The 21227-nt window shown below is 70.5% G+C and carries 18 protein-coding genes and 1 pseudogene; 12 read left to right on the forward strand and 7 right to left on the reverse strand.

Going from position 1 to position 21227, the window contains the following annotated elements:
- The first annotated feature begins 95 nt into the window (after window positions 1-95).
- Window positions 96-902: a hypothetical protein gene (locus tag ACTOQ1_RS03845; RefSeq protein WP_440064451.1), complete on the forward strand. Its 807-nt coding sequence runs from the start codon at window positions 96-98 to the stop codon at window positions 900-902.
- Between the two features lie 52 nt (window positions 903-954).
- On the opposite strand, the gene ACTOQ1_RS03850 is transcribed toward ACTOQ1_RS03845, so the two are convergent.
- Window positions 955-1473 (reverse strand): trypsin-like serine protease, encoded by a 519-nt coding sequence (locus ACTOQ1_RS03850; protein WP_440064452.1) that lies wholly within the window; start codon window positions 1471-1473, stop codon window positions 955-957.
- Window positions 1474-1504: 31 nt separating this feature from the next.
- Here ACTOQ1_RS03850 and ACTOQ1_RS03855 point away from each other — a divergent pair, with 31 nt between their 5' ends.
- Window positions 1505-1939 (forward strand): Lsr2 family DNA-binding protein, encoded by a 435-nt coding sequence (locus ACTOQ1_RS03855; RefSeq protein ID WP_440064454.1) that lies wholly within the window; start codon window positions 1505-1507, stop codon window positions 1937-1939.
- 18 nt (window positions 1940-1957) lie between these two features.
- On the opposite strand, the gene ACTOQ1_RS03860 is transcribed toward ACTOQ1_RS03855, so the two are convergent.
- On the reverse strand, window positions 1958-2596 hold the full coding sequence (locus ACTOQ1_RS03860; RefSeq protein ID WP_440064455.1) for a TetR/AcrR family transcriptional regulator C-terminal domain-containing protein: 639 nt from the start codon (window positions 2594-2596) through the stop codon (window positions 1958-1960).
- A 198-nt stretch (window positions 2597-2794) separates the two neighbouring features.
- On the opposite strand from ACTOQ1_RS03860, the gene ACTOQ1_RS03865 reads away from it, so the two are divergent.
- Entirely contained in the window at window positions 2795-3949 is a 1155-nt protein-coding gene (locus ACTOQ1_RS03865; protein ID WP_440064457.1) for an alkaline phosphatase PhoX, read from the forward strand.
- Window positions 3950-4027: 78 nt separating this feature from the next.
- Here ACTOQ1_RS03865 and ACTOQ1_RS03870 read toward each other — a convergent pair whose 3' ends face one another.
- Window positions 4028-5029, reverse strand: coding sequence for a hypothetical protein (locus ACTOQ1_RS03870; RefSeq protein WP_440064458.1), 1002 nt, complete (start codon window positions 5027-5029; stop codon window positions 4028-4030).
- Between the two features lie 392 nt (window positions 5030-5421).
- Here ACTOQ1_RS03870 and ACTOQ1_RS03875 point away from each other — a divergent pair, with 392 nt between their 5' ends.
- Window positions 5422-6354 carry an SDR family oxidoreductase gene (locus ACTOQ1_RS03875; RefSeq protein ID WP_440064459.1) on the forward strand — a complete coding sequence of 311 codons (933 nt, stop codon included), beginning with the start codon at window positions 5422-5424 and terminating at the stop codon, window positions 6352-6354.
- A gap of 41 nt (window positions 6355-6395) precedes the next feature.
- Window positions 6396-7229 carry a helix-turn-helix transcriptional regulator gene (locus ACTOQ1_RS03880; RefSeq protein ID WP_440064461.1) on the forward strand — a complete coding sequence of 278 codons (834 nt, stop codon included), beginning with the start codon at window positions 6396-6398 and terminating at the stop codon, window positions 7227-7229.
- Window positions 7230-7284: 55 nt separating this feature from the next.
- On the opposite strand, the pseudogene ACTOQ1_RS03885 reads toward ACTOQ1_RS03880, so the two are convergent.
- Window positions 7285-7946: pseudogene (locus ACTOQ1_RS03885) on the reverse strand (response regulator).
- Window positions 7947-8024: 78 nt separating this feature from the next.
- Window positions 8025-9146, reverse strand: coding sequence for a sensor histidine kinase (locus tag ACTOQ1_RS03890; protein WP_440064462.1), 1122 nt, complete (start codon window positions 9144-9146; stop codon window positions 8025-8027).
- Between the two features lie 291 nt (window positions 9147-9437).
- On the opposite strand from ACTOQ1_RS03890, the gene ACTOQ1_RS03895 reads away from it, so the two are divergent.
- The 6 genes from ACTOQ1_RS03895 to ACTOQ1_RS03920 all read left to right on the forward strand — a co-directional run bounded on the left by ACTOQ1_RS03895 (window position 9438) and on the right by ACTOQ1_RS03920 (window position 15488).
- The gene (locus ACTOQ1_RS03895) at window positions 9438-10853 is read left to right on the forward strand and encodes a glycosyl hydrolase (RefSeq protein WP_440064464.1); all 1416 of its coding nucleotides are present in this window, start codon (window positions 9438-9440) and stop codon (window positions 10851-10853) included.
- Between the two features lie 221 nt (window positions 10854-11074).
- Window positions 11075-11620 carry a GNAT family N-acetyltransferase gene (locus ACTOQ1_RS03900; protein WP_440064465.1) on the forward strand — a complete coding sequence of 182 codons (546 nt, stop codon included), beginning with the start codon at window positions 11075-11077 and terminating at the stop codon, window positions 11618-11620.
- A 100-nt stretch (window positions 11621-11720) separates the two neighbouring features.
- Entirely contained in the window at window positions 11721-12215 is a 495-nt protein-coding gene (locus ACTOQ1_RS03905; RefSeq protein WP_440064467.1) for an NUDIX domain-containing protein, read from the forward strand.
- An 81-nt stretch (window positions 12216-12296) separates the two neighbouring features.
- Entirely contained in the window at window positions 12297-12626 is a 330-nt protein-coding gene (locus ACTOQ1_RS03910; protein WP_362843718.1) for a DUF5709 domain-containing protein, read from the forward strand.
- A gap of 721 nt (window positions 12627-13347) precedes the next feature.
- The gene (locus tag ACTOQ1_RS03915) at window positions 13348-14403 is read left to right on the forward strand and encodes a pectate lyase family protein (protein WP_440064469.1); all 1056 of its coding nucleotides are present in this window, start codon (window positions 13348-13350) and stop codon (window positions 14401-14403) included.
- A gap of 11 nt (window positions 14404-14414) precedes the next feature.
- Complete coding sequence (locus ACTOQ1_RS03920; protein WP_440064471.1) at window positions 14415-15488, forward strand: pectate lyase family protein; 1074 nt, start codon at window positions 14415-14417, stop codon at window positions 15486-15488.
- A 263-nt stretch (window positions 15489-15751) separates the two neighbouring features.
- On the opposite strand, the gene ACTOQ1_RS03925 is transcribed toward ACTOQ1_RS03920, so the two are convergent.
- Window positions 15752-16420, reverse strand: a complete 669-nt coding sequence (locus tag ACTOQ1_RS03925; RefSeq protein WP_440064472.1) for an HAD family hydrolase — start codon at window positions 16418-16420, stop codon at window positions 15752-15754.
- Between the two features lie 241 nt (window positions 16421-16661).
- On the opposite strand from ACTOQ1_RS03925, the gene ACTOQ1_RS03930 reads away from it, so the two are divergent.
- Window positions 16662-17285, forward strand: a complete 624-nt coding sequence (locus tag ACTOQ1_RS03930) for a Uma2 family endonuclease (RefSeq protein ID WP_440064474.1) — start codon at window positions 16662-16664, stop codon at window positions 17283-17285.
- Window positions 17286-17294: 9 nt separating this feature from the next.
- Here ACTOQ1_RS03930 and hrpA read toward each other — a convergent pair whose 3' ends face one another.
- Complete coding sequence (hrpA, locus tag ACTOQ1_RS03935) at window positions 17295-21188, reverse strand: ATP-dependent RNA helicase HrpA (RefSeq protein WP_440064475.1); 3894 nt, start codon at window positions 21186-21188, stop codon at window positions 17295-17297.
- Between the last annotated feature and the right edge of the window lie 39 nt (window positions 21189-21227).

A 21227-nucleotide genomic window follows, 5' to 3' on the forward strand; every position in this document is an offset into this window, starting at 1 on the left:
GCTCGTTGCCGCAGGACACCATCCGCACCTCGGAATACACATCATGACTTATCTGACACTGGCGTGATGTCATACCATGAAGTAGCGTTTCAGGCATGGGTGACATTCATACCATCAAAAAAATAATTCTATTGTACTCCGCGATTGCGCTCGTGTCGGCCTGTTCCGGACAGGCAGGAGTGGGCGGTGACTCTAGCGTGGCAGCGGATCGATGGCGCGATTTCCCGTACGAACGCGATCCACGCCCGATAGTCATCGTCGATGATCTCCCGAAAGCCACGGGAAACGCCAAGCCGGGAACGCGGTTCACCTTGCGGGAGAAACTGTCCGATGATCCGCCGGAAAGCCGGGAGGTCCTCCTCCACGGAGGCAGGGTGAATCTTACTCAGATATCAGCCGCAAATGCTTTTGCCCGCCTTTCGGAACAGCTCCGGCAGTTGCCCGGCGAGACCATGACCGTCGTCGAGGCACGCCTGGATCAATTGGAATGGATGACGGACAGGGGCTCGTTGTCGCTTCCCTCATGGAGCTTCCGTACGGACAGGGGAGGATCGGTAAGCTGGCCGGCGGTGACACCCGACGCGTTCTGGCGCCTGGGGCAGACAAGGCGGTCGACGGCAATCGACCGTGTCTCTCTGGACCCGTCGAAAACCTCACTTTCCTTCGAAATGATCGCCGCCCCGGACCCCTGCGACGGCTCAACGGGGGGCGATCATTTAGAAGCCGGTCAACTCCGGTCAGCCGTGGTGATCTTTACCGGTGAATCGAGTACCGCGCGGTCCGACTGCGACGGGCCGGCCTTCGCGATACAGAAAAAAGCAACCGTACGAATCGATCGGCCACTGGGGGGAAGGGTCGTTGTCGATCAGCACGGTAATCCCGTGCCGGTTGAAATGCCATGAGATCACCGCTTCCGGCGGAGTTTCACTCCCGGTCGTACCTGCTCGCGGATCGTCAGTACGTTCGCATCTGTATCGGGAAATCCATCAGCGCAGTGAATATGTCCTGGAATATCAGGCTGCTCGAACTCGACCCGGATGTCACGCCGACCGGGTGAACCTGCCCGCCCGTGTTCGGATAGAAAACCGGCCCTCCGCTGTCGCCGCCGCGTGCCCCCTGCCCGTTTAACTGGTTGGCACGGAACAGGTCGTAGTAGCACTCGTAGTTGCCGTATGCGTCACTACCGCAGTAAGCATAATCCCCGCCGGTCACGACCTCGAAGCTGCAGACCGCGCCACTCGTCTGCCCGGACTGGCAGAGCCACTGTCCTTCGTACACGTGGTCCCAGCCTGCGATTTGCTTCGAGAACTCGCCCGACGTGTTCCACCCTCCCGGCACTCCGCCGTCCCGCATATACCTTCCCGTGCCGCTTGGAGCTTGAATCAGCGCCAGGTCGTGGTCGGCTCTTTCGAGGAGCGTCTGGCCGAGGTTTTGTCTTGGACGGCGAACATGCCGCGGAACGCAGCGCCACAAGCCCCGCCCGCCGGCCGATAGGTTCTCTTCCGTGCCGGATCGCGATGTCTCCCCGTTACGCGTGTCGTACTTCGTCTTCGACCGGGAGCTGAGCCAACGCGTCCGCGAATGGGGAAAGACCCAGGGGCTGAGTGTCAGCGAGCGTGGTCGCATCGCCCCTCAGGTCATCGACGCCTTCTTCGTGGCCAATCCCGACGCGCTCGCGGCCGCGGACCGGATCGAACTGGTCCGCGCCACCGTCCGGGAACCGGGTGACGGGCGCGCGACCCCCGACGACTACGCCTGGCAGGACGACTCCTGGACGCTGGGTCCCCACTACACGCTCACCTTCGTCGAGGGCCTGGACGAGGGTGAGGTTCTGCGCCGGTTCGGATCTCGTCTGGCTCGGAGAGGCCGACAACTGATCGGCCACGTCCTTGTGCGGCGACGGCCTGGCCGCGCCAGGTGGTCGCCCGGCGCCGCGTGAGCCTGAACGAGGACCGCGTCAGCGGGCCTCACCGTCCGGGCGAAAACGAACACCATCCTGGCTCAAGCGAACACCGTCCGGGCTCACACGAACAGCACTGACACCGTCCAGGGTCGCGCGCAGACCGGCCAGGATCGCGCTCAGCCCGTACTCGAAGTCGGCGTCGGCCGCCTCGCGGGACTCCTCCGGTGCCGGGCGGTCGGCGCTCGCCTGCTCCTCGACGGCCCACCCGACGGTGTAGCGGCTGATGACCAGGACGGCCCGCCGGGCGTCCGCCGGGGGGAAGCCCGCCTCACCGAGCACGTCGATCACGAGGTTGGAGATCGCGACCTGGTTCCCGACGGGCCGGGTGCCGATGTGCAGCCGCGCGCCGTCGCGGTAGGTCAGCAGGCTCCGGCGCAGTGCCCGCGCCCGTTCGGCGAGCCAGCCGGCCCAGTCCTGGCCCGGTCCCGGGCGGGCCAGGTGCGCGAACGCGTCCTCGACCATGGCCGCGGCCATGTGGTCGAGCAGCTCCCGCTTGCTGCCGAAGTGGCGGTACAGGGCCGGTGACTGCACGTCGAGCTCCTGCGCCAGCCGCCTGGTGGTCAGCCCGTCGAGCCCGACCTCGTTGAGCAGCCGCAGCGCCGTACGCATCACCGTGGCGCGCGTGTGTCGCATCCGTTGCCTCCCCACGTCCCGTTATCGACGATAACTTCACCTGGCCAGAGGCGCTCGGACCGCGGATCCGCGCGAGCCGGGCTCCAGAAGATCACCTCGTGTTCACGCCAAGGGGTGGCGAAGGTCGCCTGGGCGATTTACGTTCCGGCTGATGACCATGTATCGGCCAACCCGGAGGCAACGATGGATCGTCGGACCGTGTTACGCGCTGCTGTCATCGGAGGCGGGGGCGCGGCGTTCTCCGGAGCGCTGTGGGGACAGGCCTTCGGCGCCGTCGCACAGCCAGGACCCAGCCCGTACGGCGGCCTGCTCGCCGCGGACGCGAACGGCATCCAGCTCCCGCCGGGGTTCACCAGCCGGGTGATCGCCCGATCCGGGCAGCGGGTCGCCAGCCACACCTGGCACTGGGCGCCGGACGGCGGGGCGTGCTTCCCCGACGGCGCCGGCTGGATCTACGTGTCCAACTCCGAGATCCCGCTCGCCGGAGGGGCCTCCGCGGTCCGCTTCGCCGCCGACGGCTCCATCACGTCGGCGTACCGCATCCTGTCCGGCACCAACATCAACTGCGCCGGTGGCGCGACCCCGTGGGGCACCTGGCTGTCGTGCGAGGAGATCGCGCTCGGCCGGGTCTTCGAGACCTGGCCCGCGGGCGGGCGCTCCGGCGAGGCGCGCACCCGGATGGGCCGCTTCAAGCACGAGGCCGCCGCCTGCGACCCCGTACGGCAGGTCGTCTACCTGACCGAGGACGAGGACGACGGCTGCTTCTACCGCTTCGTCCCCGACACCTGGGGTGACCTGCGCACCGGGAGGCTCCAGGTGCTCTGCGCCCCGGCCGGCCAGGTCACCGGCCCGGTGACCTGGCAGGACATCCCCGACCGTGACGGCTTCCCCGTCGCGACGCGGCTCCAGGTCGGCGCGGCCAAGCACTTCGACGGCGGCGAGGGCTGCTGGTACGACCGCGGCGTCTGCTACTTCACCACCAAGGGCGACAACCGGGTCTGGGCGTACGACACCGCCGCCTCCACCCTCGACCTGGCCTACGACGACTCGCTGGTGACCGGCGGCACCGCCCCGCTGACCGGCGTGGACAACATCACCGGAGCGCCCAACAGCCGCGACCTGTTCGTCGCCGAGGACGGCGGCGACATGGAGATCAACGTCATCACCTCCGAGGGCGTCGTGGCGCCGTTCCTGCGGATCCTCGGCCAGTCCTCCTCCGAGGTCACCGGTCCCGCGTTCTCCCCGGACGGCTCGCGCCTGTACTTCTCCTCCCAGCGCGGCACCTCGGGGTCGTCGACCGGCAGCGGCGGCATCACCTACGAGGTGACCGGCCCCTTCCGCGCCCAGCCCTGACGCGGCCCCGGCGGTCCTCCCGAGCGGCGCCCGGCGTCCTGGCCGGGCGCCGGGCGCCGCTCGCGGAACGCGCCGGGGTCACCCCACCCCGGCCGTTCCTCGCGCGCCGGACGTCCCGCGCACGGTCCGGCGGGCCACGAGGAAGAGGACGAGCGCGCCGAGGACGAGGATCACCTGGCCGGTCAGGTTGGCGGTGTTCGCGGTGCCGTGCAGCATGAGCAGGAGGAAGCCTCCGAGCGCGTAGGTCAGCAGCGCGCCGCCCGCCAGCGCGAGCCGGTGCTCGGCGCCCCAGCCTTCGCGTCGCGACCACCGGCTGATCACGACCGTCATCGCGGCGAGCAGCGCGATGCCCGCGGCGACCCCCCACCAGTCCTCGGGACGGAAGAAGAACGCCGCGGACGCGACGAACCCCAGCGCGCCCACCTGCCAGGGCCCCGGCGGCCGCCTTTCCACCACCGGACGGGGACGCCGCCCTGCGAGGAACGCGGCGACGACCAGGAGCGCGACCACGACGGCGGCGCCGACCCGCTGCGGCGGCGAGGCCATGAATCCGCTGTCGTCGTAGATGCCGCTGAAGAGAACGAGGGAGCCGAGGACGAACACGACGCAGGTGACGATCAGACCGGGTACGCCCAGCCAGGGGGTGGTGGCGCGCCGGGGCACCAGGATCTCGACGAGGGCGATCGGGACACCGATGCTCCAGATCACGTGTCCGGCGGTGAACCCCACGGCGTTGCCTGCGCTGAAACCCAGTGCCGGGATGAGGGTGGCGGCGCGGGAGACGTCCCCCTCGAACAGCGGGGCGGGGTTGAAGAGGGTCTGGTCGATCAGGGTCGCCTCGAGCACGCCGTACGCGCACGCCAGCAGGATGATCGCCGGCCAGCCGCGCCCGGTGCGCCGGACCACCTCGCGGATGATGATCGCGCCGCCGCCGTACATCGGCGCGAGGATGACCAGGCCCCAGATGTCGGACGAGGGGACGTTGCCGAGCAGGTACTCGGCGACCAGCGGGGAGAGAAGGAACAGCCCGAGGGCGGGCGCGACGCGCCGTAACGTCCCCGGACGCCCGCCGGGAGCCACCTGAGTCGCCTCAGCCGCCTGAGCTGCTTGATCCGCCTGATCCGCCTGATCCGCCTGGGACGTCTGGGACGCATGAGATGTCCGGGCCGTCTCGGACATCCGGTTCATCCGGGTCGCGGGCCGTCGGTCGTCGGGAGGGTTTCCGGTCATGGCGGTGACGCTAGATCCGGGCGGCCCCCGCGCGCATCGAACGCGGGAGCGGCCTTCGCCCCCTCCTCCGGACCGAGCCCGGCCGCGCCCCTCCCCCCTGGGACGGAGACGGCGGCACGCACCGGGCCGCTCATCCGCTCATCCACGGACAGGTGATCCGTGGATAAGCGCGACATGGACCCGTCCCGTGGCGTTTGCGACGCTTAATTCGACCGGAAATAGCCTCTGACCAGGGAGTTATTATGAAAGACGTGTCCGTGCCCGATCTGACCGGGAAACTCGCCGTGGTGACCGGTGCGAGCGACGGCGTCGGCCTCGGCCTGGCCGTACGCCTGGCCCGGGCGGGCGCCGAGCTCGTGCTGCCGGTCCGCAACCCCGTCAAGGGCGAGGCGGCCGTCGCGCGTGTCCGCGCGGCGGCTCCCGGGGCGACGGCCTCCCTCCGCGAGCTCGATCTGGCCTCGCTGGACTCCGTGGCGGCGCTCGCGGAGAAGCTGAACGCCGAGGGCCGGCCGGTCGACATCCTGATCAACAACGCGGGCGTCATGTCGCCCCCCATCCGGCACACCACGGCCGACGGCCTGGAGCTGCAGTTCGGCACGAACCACATCGGCCACGTCGCGCTGGTCGGCGGGATCCTGCCGCTGCTGCGCGCCGGCCGGGCCCGCGTCACCACCATGTCGAGCAGTGCCGCCCGCACCGCCAAGATCGACTGGGACGACCTGCAGAGCGAGCGGAAATACTCCCCGATCCGTTCGTACGGGCTGTCGAAGCTGGCCAACCTGATGTTCGGCCTCGAGCTCGACCGGCGCAGCCGGGCCGGCGGCTGGGGCGTCGTCAGCAACGTCGCGCACCCCGGCACGACCCTGACGAACCTCTACGCGTCCGGCCCCAACCTGGGCCGCGAGCGCCCCTCACCGCTTGAGGCGATCATGACCCGGCTCTCCCGCGTGGGCCTGTTCGTGCAGACCGTCGACAAGGGCGCGCTCCCCGCCCTGTACGCGGCCACCGACCCGCGGGCGCGGGGAGGCCGCCTCTACGGGCCCGACGGCTTCGGCCAGTTCACCGGGGGCCCGACCGAGCTGGCCGTCTACAGGCCGGCCCGTGACGAGGCCGCCGCGGCCCGGCTCTGGGACGTCTCCGAGCGGCTGGCCAGGGTCGAATTCGCCTCCGCCTGAGATCCTCACGGCGGCCGTTCCCGGAAAGGGGAGACTCATCTATGGACAGGGCCGAGCTGGCCGAGTTCCTGCGCACCCGGCGGGAGGCGCTGCAACCCGAGGACGTCGGGCTGCCTCGCGGGCGGCGGCGGCGCACCGGCGGGCTGCGGCGCGAGGAGGTCGCCGCGCTGTGCGGCATGTCCGCCGACTACTACAGCCGGATCGAGCAGCGGCGCGGCCCCAACCCGTCCGAGCAGATGCTCGCCGCGATCGCCCGGGGACTGCACCTCTCCCTTGAGGAGCGCGACCACCTGTTCCGCCTCGCCGGCCACGCCACCCCGCGGCGGGTCTTCCGCGGCGACCACATCAACCCCGGGATGATGCGCATCTTCGACCGGCTGGAGGACACCCCCGCCCAGGTGATGAGCCATCTCGGCGAGACGCTCAGGCAGACCCGGCTCGCGGTGGCGCTGATGGGCGACGAGAGCGTCCACACCGGGATGGCCCGCAGCATGCACTACCGCTGGTTCACCGACCCGGCCGCGCGGCTGATCTATCCCGAGGAGGACCACCCGACGCACGACCGCCTCTTCACGGCCAGCCTGCGCGACGCGTACACGCGGGACGGCAGGGGCTCGCGCGCGGCCGCGCTGGTCGACGCGCTGCTGGCCGCGAGCCCGGAGTTCGCCGCGCTCTGGCACGAGCACCCCGTCCTGGGCCCGTTCTGCGGGCCGAAGCGCATCCTGCACCCGCGGCTCGGCCTGCTGGAGCTGCACTGCCAGACCCTGGTCGATCCCGACCAGTCCCAGATGCTGCTGGTCTTCACCGCCGTGCCGGGCAGCGAGAGCCACGAGAAGCTCCAGTTGCTCCCGGCCCTCGGCGACCTGCGCGTCTGAATCCGCACCCGTCAGGGCCGTACGGAGCGCGGCTCCCGGCGGACCCGGCCCTCGTTCAGGTGGAGCGCGGGCGCACGAGTCCCACGTCGTAGGCGAGGACGACGGCCTGGACCCGGTCGCGCAGGCCGAGCTTGCGCAGCACCGAGGAGACGTGCGTCTTGACCGTGGCCTCGGTGAGCACGAGCCGCTCGGCGATCTCGGCGTTGGACAGCGCGTGCGCGACCAGCCGCAGCACCTCGACCTCCCGCCCGGTCAGCGAGCCGAGATCGGGCGGCGAGCCACCGGGATCAGGCAGAACGGTGACGAAACGGTCGAGCAGCCTGCGGGTGACCGACGGCGCGAGCAGCGCGTCGCCGCGCGCCACCACGCGGATCGCCTCCACCAGCTCGGCGGGCCGCACGTCCTTGAGCAGGAACGCGCTCGCCCCGGCGCGCAGGGCGGCGAACACGGACTCGTCGACGTCGTAGGTGGTCAGGACGATGACCCGGGCCTGACTTCCCGAGGCGACGATCCGCCGGGTCGCCTCCAGCCCGTCGACGCCGGGCATCCGCACGTCCATCAGGACGACGTCTGGCCTCAGCCGCTCGACCAGGATCGCGGCCCCCCGCCGTCCCCGGCCTCGCCGACCACCTCGAGATCCGCCCTGGCCTCCAGGATCATCCGGAAGCCGCCGCGGACCAGTGCCTGGTCATCGGCGATCACCACCCGGATGCTCATCGCACCGCCCCCAACGGCAGGCGAGCGCGGGTACGGACGTTCATCGCGGCGCTCCCGACGGCAGACGGACACGAACGTTCATCGCACCGCCTCCAACGGCAGGCGAGCGTGGACGCGGAACCCGCCGCCGGGCAGCGGGCCCGCGTCAAGGGTGCCGCCGAGCATCGCGGCGCGCTCGCGCATCCCCGCGATCCCGTGGCCGGTGCCGCCGTCGCCACCCCCCTCGTCACCCGTGCCGCTCCCACGCCCGTCGTCGAGGATGTCCAGTTCGAGCATCCCCGCGGCGGCCCTGACGGTCACCTCCGCGCGGCCGGCGCCCGCGTGACGCAGCGTGTTGGTGAGCGCCTCCTGGACGATCCGGTAGGCGGAGAGGTCGACCCCGGCCGGCAGCGCACCACCGGTACCGGCGCCGGTTCCCTCCCTGCGCACCGCGACCTCCAGGCCGGCGACGCGGAACGGCTCCACGAGCTCCCCGAGCCGGTCGAGTCCCGGCCGCCGGAGCGGCTCCTCGCCCGTCTCCGGCCGTACCACGGCCAGCAGCCGGCGCAGTTCCCCGAGCGCGTCGCGCCCCGCCGCCTCGATCGAGCGCAGAGCGGCTCGCGCCTGGTCGGGGCGCTCGTCGAAGACGTCGTCGGCCGCCGCCGCCTGCACGACGATCACCGAGACGCTGTGCGCGATCACGTCGTGCACCTCCCGGGCGATCCGCGCCTGCTCCTCGCCGACCGCCCTGCGCGACTCCTGGTCGATCGCCACGCGCCGGTTGCGCACGACCTCGCCGAGCGCCCAGGCGACGACCGGGAACGCCATCGCGAACTGCGCCTCCTCGCTGGAGGCGGTGAGGAAGTTCGACGCGGTCAGCGCGAGCAGCGCCGCGAGCGCGGGCAGCGACACGCGGGGCGGCCGGGCGGCGGCCAGCGAGCCGAGTGCGATGAGGCCCGCGAACGGAAAGATCCCCTGCGGCGCGAGGAAGTGGACGAGGGCCCCTCCGGCGAGCGCGATCGCCATCACCGGCACCGGATGGGAACGCCGCCACCACAGCGCCACGCCCTGCGCCGCACCCGCGACCGCCCCGAGGATCACCAGCGGCCCGACGCGCGGCACCACCTCGTCCATCACCAGGGCGACCAGATACAGCCCCACGACGAGCGAGACGGCGACGTCGGCGACCAACCGGAGCGGGCTGCGGGACGAACGGCGCACTTCCGGAGTATCGCAGATCGGTCACCACCCCATCGCGAGCCCGAGCGGTGCGGGCGACGGGGAAGGACGCGGAATCAATCCCTTTCCGGATTTCCGTTGTCCCCGGCCCGCCCGCCGGTCTCCTGTACAGGAGCGAACACGTCCGGCACCGGACACGACCGACAGGAAATCCGCGGTCCGGCCCATCCGGCACGCCTCCCGATACGCCGACAATGTCCGATCTCTACTCCCCGTACGAAGGACCTCATCCATATGAGTGAGACTGTTCCGCGTGGTATCGCAGCAGGTCGCATGGCTGTTCGTCAGGTACGCCGCGCAGCGCTCGTAGGCGCGCTCCTGGCCGTCGTGGGCGCCTCCGCGGTGAACGGCGCCCTCCCCGCGGGCGCGGCCGATGCCCCCCTGTCGCAGGGCCGGGCGGCTGTCGCCTCCTCGGTCGAGCGAGGCGACCTGTCCGCCGCGGCCGCGGTCGACGGCGACGGCGGCACCCGCTGGTCCAGCAAGTTCAGTGACCCTCAGTGGCTGCAGGTGGACCTGGGCAGGCCCACCGCGATCAACAAGATCGTGCTGAACTGGGAGCGCGCCTACGCCACCGCGTTCCGGATCCAGACGTCCTCCGGCGGCGGCCGGTGGAAGACGATCCACAGCACGACCGCGGGCAAGGGCGGCGTGCAGACCCTCAACGTCTCGGCCACCGGCCGGTACGTACGGCTCCACGCCACCAAGCGGTCCAGCCAGTACGGTGTCTCGCTCTGGGAGTTCCAGGTCTTCGGCAAGGGCTCGGCCACCCCCGCGCCCAGCGCCACCCCGACCAGGCCGACGCCGAGCTCGAGCCCGAGCCGCACCCCGAGTTCCACCCCCAGCGCCACGCCGACCAAGCCGGTGCCGAGCTCCACCCCGAGCTCGACCCCGAGTTCCACCCCCAGCAAGACCCCGACCACGCCGGTCCCGGAGGTCCCCCCCACGGGAACCTCCGGCAAGAAGGGCGTGGGCGTGTGGCAGGCGCCCAACGTCAGCGCGGCCCTCGCGGCCTCCGGCGCGAACTGGTACTACACGTGGTCCACGAACCACAACGGCGTCACCACTCCCAAGGGGGCGGAGTTCGTCCCGATGATCTGGGGAGCCGCCAGCGTCACCGACCAGAACCTCACCCAGGCGAAGAACGCCGGTTCTCCCTACCTGCTCGGTTTCAACGAGCCGGACTTCGCCGAGCAGTCCAACATGAGCGTGGAGCAGGCGCTGTCACTGTGGCCGAGGCTCACCGCGACCGGCCTGAAGGTCGGCAGCCCCGCCGTCGCCTGGGGCGGCGACCGGGCGGGCGGCTGGCTGGACCGGTTCATGACCGGGGCGGCCCAGAAGAACTACCGCGTCGACTTCATCACGCTGCACTGGTACGGCGGCGACTTCCGCGCCGAGGCGGCGACCAGCCAGCTCAAGTCGTACATCCAGGCCGTGTACGAGCGCTACCGCAAGCCGATCTGGCTCACCGAGTACGCCCTGATCGACTTCTCGAACGGCGTCCGCTTCCCCACGGACGCGCAGCAGGCCGCCTTCGTCACCGCGTCCACCAAGATGCTGGCCTCCCTGCCGTACGTGCAGCGCTACGCCTGGTTCGGCCTGCCCTCCTCCGACACCGAGCCCAACAGCGGGCTGTTCCGGAGCAACGGCGTCGCCACCCCGGCGGGCCGTGCCTTCCAGGCGGCCGAGTGACCTAGATCATCGCCAAGGACCCGGGCCTGGGTCCGCGGCCTCCCCACGTCTGGCCCGCGCGAGTCCTGTCTCGCGCGGGCCGGACCCGTTTATCCACCTTTATCCACACGAAAAGCTTTCAGCATGAAAAACTAGGACAAAAACCCTATTTAGCTATGATTTACGAGATCAGACGACTCGGTGTTCGCACACGTCTCACATCTGTTGAGAGGATCATCCGCATGGACAGCCCCTCCCGGACCGCGCGGCCGACGTTCCGCGCGGCCACCGTCGCGGACGTGCCCGCCCTGGTGCTCCTGGTCGACTCGGCGTACCGGGGCGAGTCGAGCCGCGCCGGATGGACGACCGAGGCGAACCTGCTGGGCGGGCGGCGGACGAACGCCGAGAGCGTGACCGCCGAGATCGAGAAGCCGGAAAGCCACATGATCGTCATGGAGGTGGGAGACGAGATCGTCGCCTGCTGCCAGGTGGAGCACCGGGGCGGGTACGCGTACTTCGGGATGTTCGCCGTACGCCCCACCCTTCAGGGCGGCGGCCTCGGCAAGGCGGTCCTCGCCGAGGCCGAGCGCTTCGCCCGCGACGCCTGGGGCGTGGGCGAGATGCGCATGACGGTGATCTCGGCACGCGAGGAACTCCTGGCCTGGTACGTGCGCCGCGGCTACACCCGCACCGGCGAGGTGATCCCCTTCCCCTACAACGACGAGAGCGTCGGCGTGCCGACCCGGGACGACCTGGAAATGGAACTCCTGGTCAGGAAACTCGGCTGAGCGAGAGGCGGCGACCCGCCGGGCGGGAAGGGCTCCCTCGCAGCGGACGGATCGGCGGATCCCTCCGTGACCGGCCGGTCGCGGAGGTAGCGTGGCGGGGATGAGCGAGCCCTACCCCGACCCCGCCGCCTGGTACGCCACCCTGCCCAGCGTGTTCGTCTCGGCCTGCATGCTGCTCACCGACGCGGAGGACCGTGTCCTGCTGGTCAAGCCCAACTACCGGCCCGGCTGGAACTTCCCCGGCGGGATCGTCGAGGAGGGCGAGGCACCCCACGACGGCGCCACGCGCGAGGTGGCCGAGGAGCTCGGCGTGTCCGTCAAGGCGGGCGAGCTGCTCGTGGTCCAGTGGATTCCGCCGGCGAGTGACCGCCCTCGCGCGATGATCAACTTCATGTTCGACGGCGGCGTCCTGGACGATCCCGCCCGCATACGGCTGCAGGTCGCGGAGCTCGACGAGGCGGCGTTCCTCCCCTGGGACGCCGCCGCCCCCCTCCTGCCTTCGCACCTCGTGCCCCGCCTCGCCGCCGGGCGCCTGGCCCGCGAGAACCAGCACCCCGTCTACCTGCCGGACGACCCCGCGGGGGCCGACGGCTGAGAAAGCCGGTCAGAGGCCCGGCGGAGGCTCGACGGAGAGCTGACCTGGGATTTAAGGCGATAAAACGGGTAGGGCCGCGGTATGACCGAAACACCCCCAGACCGCGAGGGTCTGAGCGACGAGCAGGCGATCGAGGTCGAGGAGTGGACCGACGACCTCGGCCTCAACCACGAGATCGTCGAACACGACGACGAGCACCAGGACACCCTCGACGAGCGCCTCCGGCGCGAGGCACCGGACCGCGAGCGGAGCCCGCGCGACGGGACCCGCCTGGTGGCACCGGACGAGGGGCTGAGCCCCGACGAGACCTCCGAGGAGTACGCCTCGGAGGTGGGTCTCGACGACGGCGACCTGTCCGCCGAGGAGCGCGCCGTCCACATCGAGCCCGACATCGAGTACCGCGACACCTGAGAATCACTCCGGAAACCCCGGCACTCGCGAACCGGGCACGAATCACCGGACGCGCCCCCGGGCCTCATCGACACGGCGAGGCCCGGGGCGAACGGTTTCCCGCCCGCGCACCTCGTCCGCCGGAACCGCCTCCCCGCCCGAGCCCCGCCCGACGGAACGGTTCTCCCCCCGCGCACCGTACGCCACCCCCGTGAACCCGGGCCCGCGACCGCGCCTCCCGATGGCACGCGGGGAGCATTGACAGAAACTTGTTGGAAACATAAACTCGGGCCCGTCTGGAAAGCGCTTTCCTAGCGCCTCGCCGGGAAGCGCCCCACCCGCTGGAAGGTGGTGATGCCATAACCGCGCACTGACCCGAGCCCTCCCTTTTCCCGAGTGCGGTGACCACTCCCGCCTCACCTCCCACGGCGCGCCGCGCGGCCTCACCCCACGGGCGGACCGGCCCGGCGAGACGACGACCGCCGCGCGGTGGGAACGCACCGCCTCCCGCGCGACCCGCGCACCGTTTTCCCCACCGGAGATCCGTGCTGGAAATCCGCACCGGAGACCGGGCCGGCGCGCCGACGAGCCGCGCACCGCGGACATCCCGTACTCCTCTCCCGGCTTCACGCTGCCGCCTGACCGCACGCCGCCGCGACCGCGACCGCGCGCAGAGAGCAGAGAACACGTGTCCCCCAGACCCACTCCCCCTCAGCCACCACGGCGCCTTCACCCGGAGCCGATGGAGCCGCCGCGCTCCGCACCCGGAGCCGCCCCGCGCACGGCGCTCGTCCTCACGGCCTTCACCCTCCTGATCTCCGCCCTGATCGGCCCCGCCGTGGCGGAGACCGGAACCGCGCGGTACGCGGACCCGGTCAACGCCCAGATCGGCTTCTCCACCGTCAACGCCCTCGGCCAGAACGGCACCACCGGCGGCGCCGGAGGCCCCACGGTCACCGCGGCCACGACCGCGCAGTTCCTCGACCACATCGCCCGCCCCGGGCCGTACGTCATCCAGGTCACCGGCCGGATCACCCTGCCCACCGGCTCCAGCGACGGCATGCACGACGTCACGTCGGACAAGACGATCATCGGGGTCGGCGCGAACGCCGCGCTGGTCGGCGGCGGGCTGAACATCGGCCTGCCGGTCAGCGACTCCGTCACCTCGCCGCCCGCGAACGCCGTGCACAACATCATCATCCGCAACATCGCGTTCTCCGGCGCCACCGACGACATGATCAACGTGCAGATGTTCAGCCACCACGTCTGGATCGACCACAACGACTTCTCCAACGGGGACGACGGCGCGGTCGACATCAAGCGCGGCTCGGACTTCGTGACCGTCTCCTGGAACAGGTTCCACGACCACGACAAGACGCTGCTGCTCTCCCACGACGAGGACGCGGGCCCGCAGGACATCGGCCGGTTGCACGTCACCTACCACCACAACTTCTTCGACGCCTCCGACCAGCGGCACCCCCGGGTGCGCTTCGCGAACGTCGTGCACGTCTACAACAACTACTACCGGGACAACAGCTACGGCGTCGCGTCCACCTACGACGCCGGGGTGCTGGTCGAGAACAACTACTTCCACAGCGTCAACAACCCCGGGCGGGTGGAGTTCAGCGGGGACCTGGGGCGCCTGGTCGAGCGCGGCAACATCCTGGTCGACTGCAACCACGCCATCGAGACCCGGGGCACCGTGACCGAGCCGCGCACCTACTACTCCTACGGCGCGGATCCGGCCTCCGCGGTGCCGGCCATCGTGCCCGCCGGTGCCGGCGTCGGGAAGATCTGAGAGAGACGACGATGAACGCCGAACACCGCCCCCACCCCTGCCCCCGTCTCCGCTCGGCCGCCGTCGCGGCCCTCCTGGTCGCCGCGCTCGCCGGCGCGGGTGGCACCGCCGGCGCCGACACCACCGCCCCGGGTACGGCCACCGCGAGGACGGGCTCCGTGACAGGGCAGGCGGCGGGGAAACTCGCCGCGGCCTGCACCGGCACGCCGACCGGTTTCGCCACCGTCGACGCCCTCGGCCAGAACGGCACCACCGGCGGCGCCGGAGGGCCCGTCGTCACCGTGACCACGGCCGCGGCCCTGAAGGACCACGTCGGCCGGCCCGGCCCGTACGTGATCCAGGTCTCCGGCCGCATCCAGGTGTCCGGCATGCTCACCGTGGTCGCCAACAAGAGCATCCTGGGTGTGGGCACGACCGCCGAGATCACCGGCGGCGGCCTCCAGCTCGGCTCGACGACCCGGCCGGGCAACAACGTGATCATCAGGAACATCCGGTTCACCGGCGCCGAGGACGACTCGATCAGCGTCACGAACAAGGCGCACCACGTGTGGATCGACCACAACGACCTCTCGGACGGCTACGACGGCCTGCTCGACATCAAGCGGGAGTCGGACTTCGTCACGGTCTCGTGGAACCACTTCCACCACCACAGCAAGTCGGCGCTGCTGGGCCACTCGGACAACTACACCGCCGACGTCGGGAAGCTGCGGGTGACCTACCACCACAACTTCTTCGACGGCACCGACCAGCGGCACCCCCGGGTGCGCTTCGCCGAGCCGGTCCACGTCCTCAACAACTACTACCGCGACAACGCGCTCTACGGCGTCGCGTCCACCGAGAACGCCGGGGTGCTCGTCGAGGGCAACTACTTCGAGAACGTCGCCCACCCGATCTACGTGGGCTACGACAAGAGCGGTCCCGGCCGGGTGGTGGAGCGGAACAACCGCTACGTCGGCTCCGGCACCCCCCAGACGGCCGGCACCGTCGTCGAGCCGCGCACGTACTACGCGTACACCGTCGACGACCCCGCGACCGTCCCGGCGACCGTGTCCGCCGGCGCGGGTGTCGGCAAGATCGGCTGCTAGCCCCCTCCCCCGGATCGCCGCCCGCCGGACTCCCCCCACCGGCGGGCGGCGGCCCCTCCCCTGGAACCTCCCTGGGACGTCCCAGGACGCTCGTCCCGGGACGTCCGCGAAAGCCCGTCCCTACACGCTCGACGCCCCCGCCGGTGTCCCGTCGGCGGTGCGCGCCGGCGCCGGCGTCGGCACGCGGTGGGGGACTCCCTGACCTTCCCCGCGCGGGGCTTCACCGCGCGGGGCTTCACCGGGCAAGGTGCGGCGTACGACGGTCAGCGGGCGAGCGCGGCGACCAGGGCGTGCAGGTCGTCGACGACGTGGTCCGCCTCGGCGGCCCGGGGGCGCTCGGCGTGCAGGTGCCCCCAGGGACCCCGGCGGATCAGGGCGGTCCGCATGCCCGCCGCCCGCGCGGGGAGCACGTCGTTGTCCAGCCGGTCGCCCACGTAGAGGATCTCGCCGGCCTCGCGTCCCGACACCGCGACGACCCTGGCGAAGAACTCCGGGGCCGGCTTGGAGACGCCCCAGCCGTCGGAGGTGTGCACCGCGTCGACGGGCAGGTCCATCGCGACGAGCGCGTCGCGCGCCTGCGGCGGCTGGTTGCCCGCGATGATCAGCTCGTGGCCGAGGTCGCGCAGCGCCGCCAGGGCGGGCCGCACGTCCGGGTAGAGGTCGTCGGCGTCGAAGTCGACCCGTAGCCCGTCGGGATCGTCACGCTTCCACGCCTCCTGCTCGGCCTCGACGTCGAAACCGGGCCGCAGCAGCCGGAAGGCGTCCTCGAACGACCTGTCGAGCGCGGCCATGCCGCCGAGCACGCCGAGCATGGTGAACCGGGTGACGCCCAGCCGGTCGGCCCAGCGCGACCAGATGCGCGTCTCGTCGATCAGCGTCTCGCCCACGTCGAACACCAGCGCCCGGACCACGGTGCCTCCCTTTCCGTTCAAGCTCACGATCGTAGCCCGGCCGACCGGGGCGGCAACGGCCGGGATCGCGCGAGTGCGTTCAGGCGTCACGGAGCATGACCGGGCACTCGCGAGAAGAGCCGTGCGCCCCGGACAGCGCACCGGCCGATACCCCTCCGGCGGCCCGTCCCATAACCGCAGGGCATGCGCTTCGCGTCCAGGCACGCCCGCGTGCGACACTCAGAGTGCTCATTCGGACACGAAGGGATACAGGCCGATGGTGATGACAGCGTCTCAGCGATCCGCCCAGCGCACCGCGCCCCAGCCATCCGCCCAGCCCGCCACTTCAGAGGACCGGCCACTCACCCGGACTCCGAGGGAGATCTTCGAGTCCCTTCCCCCTGTCCGCGGCCTCCGGGCCGAAGTCATCGACGGGAACCTGATCGTGAGTCCTTCCGCGACCCCCCGGCACGCACGCATAGCCAGATGCCTCAGCAGGGCCCTAATCCCCGTGGAGGACGAGAAAGGCTGGGAAAGCTTCTCCGGCGACGTCGACATCTGCGTCGAGGGTCCCCGCGACACGATCGTCCCCGACTACTGCCTGGTCCCCGTGAACGCGCCCCTGTGGGGCGAGCGCGAGATCCTCTCCTCGGGGCTCGTCCTGGTGGCGGAGATCGTCTCACCCGGGAGCATGGAGATGGACCGCGCCACGAAACCCAGGATCTACGCGGGCTGCGGCGTCCCGATCATGCTGATCGTCGATCCGGTCGCCTCCCCGCCGATGGTCACGGTTCTCAGCGACCCCGAGGAGGGCACCTACCGGACCACCACCCACACCCAGATGGGCAAGCCGCTCCGGATCCCCTCCCCCGTCGACTTCGACCTCGACACCTCGATCTTCCTGTGACCCCCGGACTCAGAGTTTCTCCATCGCCTTGCGGATGCGCTTGTCGGAGATCGAGTACGGGGTGCCGAGGGTCTGGGCGAAGTAGCTGACCCTGAGCTCCTCGATCATCCAGCGGATCTGGCGGACGTCGTCGTCGGAGCGGCGGGCCGGGGGGAGCTTCTCGACCAGCTCGTGATAGTCGTCCTCGATGTCGTGCACCTTGTCCATCCGCTCCCCGTCGCGGAACGCGTCCTCGTGGACCTTCTCCAGCCGCCGTTCGGCCCCCTTGAGATAGCGGAGCAGGTCGGGCAGGCGTTTGTAGCCGGTCTCGGTGACGAAACCCGGGTAGACGAGGTTGGCCACCTGGTCGCGGATGTCCTCGATCGCGGGGGTGGAGCGAGACCCCGGCAGCAGGTTCGAGACGGTGTGCCAGACCTTGAGGATGCTCTCGACCCTGGCGACCACCTCGGCGGTGGTGTCGAACAGCTCGGCCCGGACCCTGTCGTGGAGCGCGGCGAAGGCCGATTCGTCCCAGACCGGACCGCCGTGCTCGGTCATGAGGTGGTCGGCGGCGCAGGCGATGCAGTCGTCGAACAGGGCGGTGGCCCCGGCGTGCGGGCTGCGGCTCAGGGCGAGCTTGGACTGGTTGCCGAGGCGGCCGAGCACCCACTTGGCCGGTGACGGGGTGTTGAGCAGCAGCAGCCTGCGGGTGCCCTCCCACATCGCCCGGCGCTGCTCGGCCTCGGTCTCGTACATCCGTACGGCCACGGTGGCGCCCTCGTCGGCGAGCGCCGGGTAGGCCTTCATCCTGCGCTGCTCGAACGTCTTGGGCAGCGCGCCCACGGTCCATCCCGTCAGGCCGCTCTTCTCCAGGCCTGCGGCCTTGGACAGGGTCTGGCGGAGCTTGGGGGCGAGCCGCCGTTTCAGCTCGGCCAGGTCCTTGCTCTCGGCCAGCTTCTGCCTGCGGCCGTCGATCACCCGAAAGGTGATCTTGAGGTGGTCGGGGACCAGGTCGGGCTGCCAGGCCTCGCGCGGCACCTGGACGCCGGTCAGGTTCAACAGCTCGCGTTCCAGCACCGCGAGCAGCGGCTCCTGGGTGGGTTCGGCCCGCTCCAGGGCCTTCTTGGCGTAGTTGGGAGCGGGGACGAAGTTACGCCGGATCTGCTTGGGCAGGCTCCGGATGAGCGCGGTGAGCAGCTCCTCGCGCAGCCCGGGGATCTGCCAGTCGAAGCCCTCGACGTTCACCTGGTTGAGCAGCGCGAGCGGGATGTGCGCGGTGACGCCGTCGGCGTCGGTGCCGGGCTCGAACTGGTACGTCAGGGGGAAGCGCAGACCGCCCTGACGCCACACGTCGGGGTAGTCGCGCCGGCTGACGTCGCCCGCCGTCTCGCTGATCAGCATCGACTTCTCGAAGCTGAGCAGGTCGGGCTGGTCGGCCCTGGCCTTCTTCCACCAGGAGTCGAAGTGGCGCCCGGAGACGACGTCGGCGGGGACGCGCTGGTCGTAGAAGTCGAACAGCGTCTCGTCGTCGACGAGGATGTCGCGGCGCCGGGCCCGCTCCTCCAGCTCCTCGACCTCTTCGAGCAGCTTGCGGTTCTCCCTGAAGAAGGCGTGGTGGGTCTCCCAGTCGCCCTCGACCAGGGCGTGCCGGATGAACAGCTCCCGGCTCAGCTCAGGGTCGATACGGCCGTAGTTGACCTTGCGCTGGACCACGATCGGGACGCCGTACAGGGTGACCTTCTCGTAGGCCATCACCGAGCCCTGCTTCTTCTCCCAGTGCGGCTCGGAGTAGGTGCGCTTGATCAGGTGCTGGGCGAGCGGCTCGACCCACTCGGGTTCGATCTTGGCGTTGACCCGGGCCCAGAGCCGGGAGGTCTCCACCAGCTCGGCGGACATCACCCAGAGCGGCTGCTTCTTGGCGAGCGCGGAGCCCGGGAAGATCGCGAACCGGGCGTTGCGCGCGCCGACGTATTCTGTCATGGGCCTGCGTGGCTCGTTCGGGGGACGGCGGCCGCCGCCGGCGTCGGCGGTCTTCTTGTCGATGTCCTTGACGCCGACGTGGGACAGCAGGCCCGACAGCAGGGAGACGTGGATCTTCTGCTCGTCACCGGGGGTGCTGTTGAGGGTGACGCCCAGGCTCTTCGACATCTGGCGGAGCTGGCTGTAGACGTCCTGCCACTCGCGGACGCGCAGGTAGTTGAGGAACTCGGCCTTGCACAGTCGCCGGAACGCGCTGGACGACAGCTCCTTCTGCTGCTCCTGCAGGTATTCCCACAGGTTCAGGTACGAGACGAAGTCGGACTCCTTGTCCGCGAAGCGGCGGTGCTTCTCGTCGGCGGCCTGCTGCTTGTCGGCCGGTCGCTCGCGCGGGTCCTGGATCGACAGGGCGGAGGCGATGACCATGACCTCGCGGACGCAGCCGTTGTGGTCGGCCTCCAGCACCATGCGGGCCAGGCGCGGGTCGACCGGGAGCCCGGCCAGCTTCCGGCCGAGCGGGGTCATCTGCCTGGCCTGGTCGAAGGCGCCCAGTTCGAGCAGCAGGTCGTAGCCGTCCCTGACCTGGCGCTGGTCGGGCGGCTCGACGAACGGGAAGGCCCCGATGTCGCCCAGGCCGATCGAGGTCATCTGCAGGATGACCGAGGCGAGGTTGGTGCGCAGGATCTCCGGGTCGGTGAACTCCGGCCGGGTGACGAAGTCGTCCTCCTCGTACAGCCGGATGCAGATGCCCTCGGAGACGCGGCCGCAGCGGCCCTTGCGCTGGTTGGCCGAGGCCTGGGAGATCGCCTCGATGGGCAGGCGCTGGACCTTGGTGCGGTGGCTGTAGCGGGAGATCCTGGCGAAGCCGGGGTCGACCACGTACTTGATGCCCGGCACGGTCAGCGAGGTCTCGGCCACGTTGGTGGCCAGCACGACCCGGCGGTTGGTGTGCCGCTGGAAGACCCGGTGCTGCTCGGCGGCGGACAGCCTGGCGTACAGCGGCAGGATCTCGGCGTCCTTGCGCTTCGACAGCGCCTCGGCGGTGTCGCGGATCTCCCGCTCGCCGCTGAGGAAGACCAGGATGTCGCCGGGCCCCTCCGCGCACAGCTCGTCGACGGCGTTGCCGATCGCCTGGATCTGGTCGTCGTCCTCGGCGATCGGCCGGTAACGCACCTCGACGGGGTAGGTCCGGCCGGAGACCTCCACGATCGGCGCGTCGCCGAAGTGCTTGGAGAAGCGCTCGGGGTCGATGGTCGCCGAGGTGATGATCACCTTCAGGTCGGGGCGGCGCGGGAGGAGCTGCTTGAGGTAGCCCAGGATGAAGTCGATGTTGAGGCTGCGCTCGTGCGCCTCGTCGACGATCAGCGTGTCGTACTGGTCGAGGTCGCGGTCGTTCTGCAGCTCGGCCAGCAGGATGCCGTCCGTCATGACCTTGACGAGGGTGCCGTCGCTCACCTGGTCGGTGAAGCGCACCTTGTAGCCGACGGCGTCGCCGAGCGGGGTGTCGAGCTCCTCGGCGACGCGCTCGGCCACGGTACGGGCGGCGATGCGGCGAGGCTGGGTGTGCCCGATCAGGCCCCTGACGCCCCGGCCCAGCTCGAGGCAGATCTTCGGCAGCTGGGTGGTCTTGCCGGAACCGGTCTCTCCGGCGACGATCACGACCTGGTTGTCGCGGATCGCCTCCAGGATGTCGTCCCTGCGCTGGCTGACCGGCAGCGCCTCCGGATAGGTGATCGCGGGGACGCCGGCGCGGCGCTGGGCGACCCGCCGCTCGGCCCGCTCGATGTCGGAGGTGATCTCCGCGGCGATCTTCTGCTGCGCGGCGCGGTTTCTGACCCTGCGGGCCCCGTCGAGCCTGCGGCGAAGTCGCCGCTGGTCACGCAGCGTGAGCTCGGGCAGGCGCGCGTGCAGGTCGGAGAGAGGCGATGTCAAAGGAGGCGTTCCCATACTGAACCCAGGATACTTTCGGCCCACGTGTGCAGGCCC

Origin of the sequence: Streptosporangium sp. OZ121 (assembly GCF_051918885.1) — a bacterium.
Lineage (GTDB): Bacteria > Actinomycetota > Actinomycetes > Streptosporangiales > Streptosporangiaceae > Streptosporangium.